At 73.9% G+C, this 6,939-nt stretch carries 4 protein-coding genes and 1 pseudogene; 2 read left to right on the plus strand and 3 right to left on the minus strand.

The features are described 5' to 3' along the window. Positions 1-262: pseudogene (locus MNZ29_RS23110) on the minus strand (hypothetical protein); the annotation flags it as partial. 223 nt (positions 263-485) lie between these two features. On the opposite strand from MNZ29_RS23110, the gene MNZ29_RS23115 reads away from it, so the two are divergent. Beyond that, entirely contained in the window at positions 486-1,835 is a 1,350-nt protein-coding gene (locus MNZ29_RS23115; protein ID WP_242356945.1) for a purple acid phosphatase, read from the plus strand. A 148-nt stretch (positions 1,836-1,983) separates the two neighbouring features. Further along, entirely contained in the window at positions 1,984-3,669 is a 1,686-nt protein-coding gene (locus tag MNZ29_RS23120; RefSeq protein WP_242356947.1) for a CotH kinase family protein, read from the plus strand. Positions 3,670-3,807: 138 nt separating this feature from the next. On the opposite strand, the gene MNZ29_RS23125 is transcribed toward MNZ29_RS23120, so the two are convergent. Further along, positions 3,808-5,766: an ABC-F family ATP-binding cassette domain-containing protein gene (locus MNZ29_RS23125; RefSeq protein ID WP_242341360.1), complete on the minus strand. Its 1,959-nt coding sequence runs from the start codon at positions 5,764-5,766 to the stop codon at positions 3,808-3,810. Between the two features lie 62 nt (positions 5,767-5,828). Further along, positions 5,829-6,707: an S-methyl-5'-thioadenosine phosphorylase gene (gene mtnP / locus MNZ29_RS23130; protein WP_242341361.1), complete on the minus strand. Its 879-nt coding sequence runs from the start codon at positions 6,705-6,707 to the stop codon at positions 5,829-5,831. Between the last annotated feature and the right edge of the window lie 232 nt (positions 6,708-6,939).

Consider the following 6,939-nt stretch of genomic DNA (forward strand, 5'->3'; position numbering starts at 1 on the left):
TCGCGGGCACGACGGAGGGACCGGGCACGGCCTCCGCACCGCCGGCGGGCGCCTGCTCGCTCGGCGGCGTGGCCGAAGCCTGCTCCATCGCCGGGCCCACCTCCCCGCGGGTCGCCGGCGCGTCCACGCGCCCATCGTCGGGCGCGCCCGCGGCGGGGTCCGGCTGGGGTGCGGGCTCCTCCGCGGACGCGCCGCCGGGGAGCCCCAGGGTGGCCGCGAGGGCGAGCGCGACCGTGACGAGCGAGTGACGGAACGGTTTCACGGACCGCTCACGGTGCAACGGGGGTGCCCACCGCTCGACGCCCGGGCATGCGGCCGCGCGGTCCCAGGACGTTCCGCTGAGTGGAAACGCTTTTCCCATCGGCTGAACGCCATGGCCCTGTCTCGCGGGGTCGGGATGGATCGCGGTGCCCTCCCTGTTTCCCCAGGTCCTCCCACCCACTCGAACGTCGCGGCGCCGCAAAGGGGCCGACGAGGAGACCTGCTTGCGCCAGCTCGCCCGGCTGATCCTCTCCACCCTGCTCGTGCTGCCGGGCCTCGCGTCGGCCGCCGCGATCACGCGCGGTCCCTTCCTGCAGCAGACCTCGCCCCACGCCTCGCTCGTCGTGCTGAACACCGACGTGCCGGCGGCCGTGCGCGTGGTCGCGGAGCTCGGGGCCGGCGGGACGGTGGTGGGGGAGAGCGCCGGCACGGCGCACCACGTGGTCAGGCTCGAAGGCCTGCCCGCCGCGAGCGTCGTCTCCTACCGCGTCGAGCTCGAGGGAGCGGTTCGCGCCACGGGCACCCTCCGCACGCCCGGCGAGCCGGACACGGCCGAGGGCCAGCGGACGGTGCTCGGGGTCATCGGCGACTACGGCACCCAGGGCCCGATCCAGGCCGGAAACACGGCGGCGCTGCTCGCGCGCGGCGTGTCGGCGGTGCTCACCGTGGGCGACAACGCCTATCCCGACGGGAAGGCGGAGGACTGGGATCCGGCGGTGTTCCGCCCGATGGCGGCGCTCCTCGCCTCGACCACGTTCTGGCCGGTGCCGGGCGACCACGAGTACCGGCTGCCCTACGCCCAGCCTTACCTCGACGCGCTCGAGCTGCCGGAGGGGCCCGACGGCGAGCGCTATTACTCCTTCGACTGGGGCGACGTGCACGTCGTCGCGCTCGACTCGAACTGCCTCTCGCCGATGGACGCCGCGACCGCGGGCTGCACGCGGGACTCGATGGTCACCTGGCTGCGCGAAGACCTCGCGGCCACCCAGGCGCCGTGGAAGATCGCGCTGCTCCACCGCCCGGTGCTCGCCACCGGCAAGTACGGCTCCTTCCCGGAGGTGGCGAGCGCGCTCGAGCCGCTCTTCCAGGAGTACGGCGTGGACGTCGTCTTCCAGGGACACAACCACCTGTACGAGCGCACCTGGCCCTCGCGCGACGGCGCGCCGGTGAAGACCGGGGAGGGCGCGTACGATCGCCCCGGCGCGCCGGTGTACGTGACGACCGGCGGCGGGGGCGACTGGCTCTACGACTTCGAGAAGCCGGTGGCGCCGTTCACCGCGTACCGGGAGAAGGTCGGTCAGCACGTGGTGGTGACGGTCGACGGCGGCTCGATGCACGTGGAGTCCGTTCGCCACGACGGCGTCGTCCACGACGAGTTCACGATCGCGAAGGACGTCGCGCCGGCGCCCGCCGGAACCGGCGGGGGCGGAGGTGGCGGCTCGAGCTGGCAGTCCGGCGGGCCGGTCGTCCGCGGTGGTGGCTGCGCCAGCGCCGGCGGGGGCGCCGGGCTCGCCGCGTTCGCCGCCCTCGCCGTGAGCGAGACGCTCCGGCGTCTGCGCCGGCGCGCGCGCTGAGGCCTCTTCCGGTGGCGCTCGACGCGCGTCGCGCGAGGGGCGGGGCCGGCCCCGTTCGCGGCTGCGCCGGGCGACGCTCGAGCCCCGGTCGCGACTCGGGCCCGTGACGCCGGCGCTCGGGGCGCGCGCGTTGCAGCGCCCCTTGGGCATGAGCTCTCGCTTCGCCCTCGTGGCGTTCCTCGCCACGGTGCTCCTCGCCTGCAACGCCGACGCCCCGCCCCTCCCGAAGGTGGATCCCCCTCCTGGAGATCCGCCCCCGCCGACGTGCAACGACTGCGGCACGCCCGGCACCCCGACGGACCGCGTCCCCGAGGTGGTGAGCTGGCCGGACCTCCAGCAGAAGGTCGAGCCGCTCGCGATCACGTTCCCGCAATCGACGGCGGACATCGTCTACCAGCTGTGGAGCAAGGTGTACGCGCCGGGGCGGCTGTACCTCGGCGGCACCTGGTACGACGTCGAGCTGCGGCAGCGCGGAGACGGCGCGCGCGAGCACCCGAAGCACAGCTGGAAGACGCGCCACCCCACGAGCGGCGAGACCCACGACGGCGCGCCCGGGACGGGATCCTGGCCCACCCGGACGCGCAACTACCTCGCCGAGTACCTCGACGGCGGCTACCTCTCCGACCCGTTCTGCTACGGCCTCCTGCTGGGCGCCGGCGTCCGCTCGCCGCGGTGGCGCTTCATCACGCTCGACGTGAACGGGGAGCACCAGGGCGTCTACGTCGAGGTGCAGGAGGCGGACGACAAGCACTTCCTCCGCGATCACGGCTTCGACGCGGACTCCACGACCTACCGCTGCGGCCTCCGCGACTGCGAGATGAAGCTCTCGCCCCCCGCCTCGTACCAGGGCCCGTGGGAGAAGGAGACGAACGAGACGCAGCCGTGGGACGACCTCTGGACGTTCCTCCGCGAGCTCAACCGGACGCCGGAGCACGAGTTCCCCGCCTGGCTCGCGGGGCACTTCGACGTCGATCGCCTGGTCCGCATGTACGCGGTCGCGATCCTCGTCAGCTGGTCGGGGATCGACGACTCGGGCAGCTACCTCGTCCACGACGCCGTGACGGGCAAGTGGTCCTTCGTGCCGTGGGATCTCAACAACGCGCGGATCGTGTACTGGCGCGGGCTCACGCCCACGGCGACGCCGAACTGGCACGACGCGATCCCGACCTACACGCTCTACGATCCCGCCACCCTGGGGGTCGCGGCCGACAAGTCGCAGCGCTACGGCGTCAGCGCGCATCCGCCGTTCGTGGTGCTGTTCCAGCGCCTGTGGGACGCGCCCGCGCTCCGCAACCGGGTGCTCGACGAGGTCGAGAAGATGCTCGACGGCGTGTTCTCGGAGGCGCAGGCGTTCCCGCGCATCGAGGCGCTCCACGCCCTCATCGCCGGACCGCTGCAGCGGGATCCCTGGGTGGATCAGGAGCTCGCCGCCGCGTCGGTGCGGTTCCTCGAGGAGTACGTCACGCGCCGCACCGGGTTCCTCCGGGGCGAGATCCCCAGGGAGCGGCACCGTGGGGAGGGCGGGCTCGTCGTGAACGCGATCGGGCCGGGGTTCCTCGAGCTCTACAACCGCGAGGACGCGCCGCGCGATCTCGCGGGCCTCGCCCTCACCTCCGACCTCCGCGATCGGCTGCAGAGCGCGCTCCCCGCGGGCACGGTCGTGCCGGCGCACGGGAAGGTCACGCTCCCGTTCACGCCGGGCGCGGATGGGGGCGAGGTCGGCGTCTTCGACGCGACCACCCAGCTGCCGCTCGACGCGACGTTCTACGCACCGCTCGGGGGCAGGACGTACGCGAGGATCCCGGACGGCGCTGAGGCGTGGGGCTGGAGGTAGGCGCGCAAGGCGCAGGAGACCGGCGCCGAGGCCGCAGCGACGCGCGCGAGGCCCACGGCCAGGTCGCCGCAGTGCGCGGCTCGAAGCAGAGGAGCGCTGCGGGCGCGAGGAGCGAGGACGCCCGCCGCAGGCCCGGCATCACGCGCCGCGCAGCGCCTCGAGCTCCTGCCAGCGCGCGTAGAGCCGCTCGACCTCGACGCCTGCGGCGGCGAGCGCGTCGCGCATGCCGCCGACCGCGGCGCCGTCCTTCTGGTAGGTGGCGGGGTCCGAGAGCGCGGCCTCCAGCGCGGCCTTCCGCTCCTCGGCCGCGAGGATCGCGGCCTCCATGCCCTCGAGCTCCCGCTGCTCCTTGAACGAGAGCTTCCCCGGCCGGCGCGCGCGCTCCGCCGGCGCCGCCGTGCGGGCCTGCGGCCCCGCGGCGCGGACCTCTGGGCGGGCGGGTCCGGCCTCCGCGCGCGCGGCCGCCTCGGCCTGCCCCTTCAACGTGCGATAGGTCTCGTAGTTGCCCTCGTAGCGGACCGCCCTCCCCTCCCCCTCGAACGCCAGGATCGCGGTCGCGACCTTGTCGAGGAAGTAGCGATCGTGGGTGACGAGGAGGACGGCGCCGTCGAACGCGAGGAGGAGCCGCTCGAGCACGTTGAGCGTGACGAGGTCGAGGTCGTTCGTGGGCTCGTCCAGCACGAGGACGTTCGCGCCGGCGAGGAAGGCGCGCGCGAGGAGCAGCCGGTTCCGCTCGCCGCCCGAGAGCGCCTTCACCTGCATGCGCTGGACGGTGGGCGGGAAGAGGAGGTCGTCGAGGTAGTCGCGGAGGGCGACCCGCCGGCCCCCGAGCTCCACGAAGTCCTCGCCGCGCGTGCCGTCCCGGCTCCCGCCGGCGGCCTCGTAGACCGTCTGCTCCGGATCGAGGGCCTCGCGCCCCTGATCGTGGTACGCCACCCGCGTGCGCGCGCCGACCACCACGCGCCCGCCGTCGGCGGCCAGCTCGCCGAGCAGGACCCGCAGGAACGTCGTCTTGCCCGCGCCGTTCGGACCGACGATGCCGATCCGCTCGCCGCGCTGCACGGTGAGGCTCACGCCCGCGAGGACCTGCCGCTCGCCGAAGCGCTTCACGAGGTCGTGCCCCTCGAGGACCGTCTGCGACAGGCGCGGCGTCGCCGCGAGCTGCAGCTCCGGGACGCGCGGGCGCTCCGCCCCGCGCTCGGCCATGAGGCGCCGCGCCCGCTCGATGCGCGCCTTCGACTTCGTCCGCCGCGCCTCCACCCCGCGGCGGAGCCAGGCGACCTCCTGCGCGATCCAGCGCTCGCGCTTGTGCCCCGCGAGCGCCCCCTGCTCCTCGGCCACGAGCTTCTGCTCGAGGTAGGCCTCGTAGTTCCCCGGGTAGCTCGTGACGCCGGCGCCCGGCGCGATCTCGACGATGCGATCCACGAGGTCGTCGAGGAAGTAGCGATCGTGGGTGACAAGGAGGAGCGCGCCCTTCAGCCGGTCGAGCTCCTCCTCGAGCCAGTCGACGGTGTCGGCATCGAGGTGGTTCGTCGGCTCGTCCAGGAGGAGCAGATCGGGGTGCGTGAGCAGCGCCCGCGCGAGCGCGACGCGCTTGCGCGTGCCGCCCGAGAGCTCCGCCACGGGGCGGTCCCACTCCTTCACGCCGAGCCGGTCGAGCAGCCGCCGCGCCTCGTGCGCCGTGTCCCACCCGCCGAGCTGGTCGATGCGATCCGAGAGCTGCGCGAGCTCCACGAGGAGGCGATCGTGGGCGGCGACGTCGCGCTCGGCCGAGAGGCGCGCCGAGAGCGCCGCGTGCGCGTCGATCGCCGCGCGGAGCGGCGCGCGCGCGACCTCGAGCTCGGACGCGACGGTCGCCCCGGCGGGGAACGTGGGCTCCTGCGGCAGGTAGGTGACGAGCGCGCCGCGCCGGAGCTGCACCTCGCCGGCGTCCGGCTCCGCCGCGCGCGCGAGCATGCGCATGAGCGACGACTTCCCCGAGCCGTTCACGCCCACGAGCCCGACGCGCTCGCCCTCCTCGAGGGTGAGCGTGAGCCCGTCGAAGACGGTGCGGCTGCCGAAGGCGAGCCGGAGCGAGGCGGCGTGGAGGAGCGTCACCGCGACTTCATACCACCGGACCTGCGGGGTCGCCGGGCCGGGCCGTGGTTCGCGCCGCCCTCCTAGCCGAGGTACTTGCCGAGGAGCAGCCCGAGCTTCTGGCGGACCTCCGGGGAGAGCCGCGACCGGTCGGACCAGATCGCGAGCGCGAGCGCGGACTGACACGCGCACGGCTTCTCGATGGCGGCGACCTGCGGGATCGCGCGCCGGATGAGCTCGAGCGCGTTCTGCGTCGCGACCTTCACGTTCCCGAGGATCTCCTCGATGAGCTTCGCCTGGTCGAGGGTCGCCGGGTGCGGCTTCCAGCAGTCGTAGTCGGTGGGGAGGGCGACGGCCGCGTAGCAGAGCTCCGCCTCCCGGGCGAGCTTCGCCTCGGGCATCAGCGTCATCCCGATGAGCGAGGCGCCCCAGCTCCGGTGCAGCTCGCTCTCGGCCCGGGTCGAGAACTGCGGCCCCTCCATGCACACGTACGTGCCGCCCTGGTGGACGCGCGCCGGGAACCCGGTGCCCGCCTTCACGAGGACGTTGCGGAGCGTGTTGCAGAACGGCGCCGCGAGCTCCACGTGGACGGCCAGCTCGTCGAAGAACGTGCCCGCCCGCCGGAAGGTCCGGTCGATCACCTGGTCCGGGATGACGAGGTGCTTCGGCGCGACCTCCTCGCGGAGGCTCCCGCACGCGCCGCTCGCGAGCACGTGGGTCACGCCGAGCGACTTGAGCGCCCAGATGTTCGCGCGGTAGGGCACGGCCGACGGGTTCCGCATGTGCCCGTCGCCGTGGCGCGACAGGAGGGCCACCGGGACGCCGGCCACCTCCGTGAGCGTGATCGGTCCGGAGGGGCGCCCGAAGGGCGTGTCGATCTCACGCTGCTCGCCTGCCCCGAGCGCCCCGAGCGCCTCACCGAGCCCCGTCCCGCCGATGACTCCGACCACGACCCGACTCATCGCTGACCTCCAGAGAGGCGCCAGTGTACCGGAACGAGGCGCCCGGGTGCCGGCGCGAGCGCCTCGGCCGCGCGATCCGACGCCCGTGTCGGTGCGCAAGCGCGACAAAAGAAAAAAGCCCGCCGGCGCGAATTGCGCCAGCGGGCCAAGAAAAAAATGCGGCAGCGACCTACTCTCCCACACCGCTTCCGGTGCAGTACCATCGGCTCTGGTGGGCTTAACTACCGTGTTC

The sequence above is a fragment of the Anaeromyxobacter sp. SG64 genome (genome assembly GCF_022690745.1).
Lineage (GTDB): Bacteria > Myxococcota > Myxococcia > Myxococcales > Anaeromyxobacteraceae > Anaeromyxobacter > Anaeromyxobacter soli.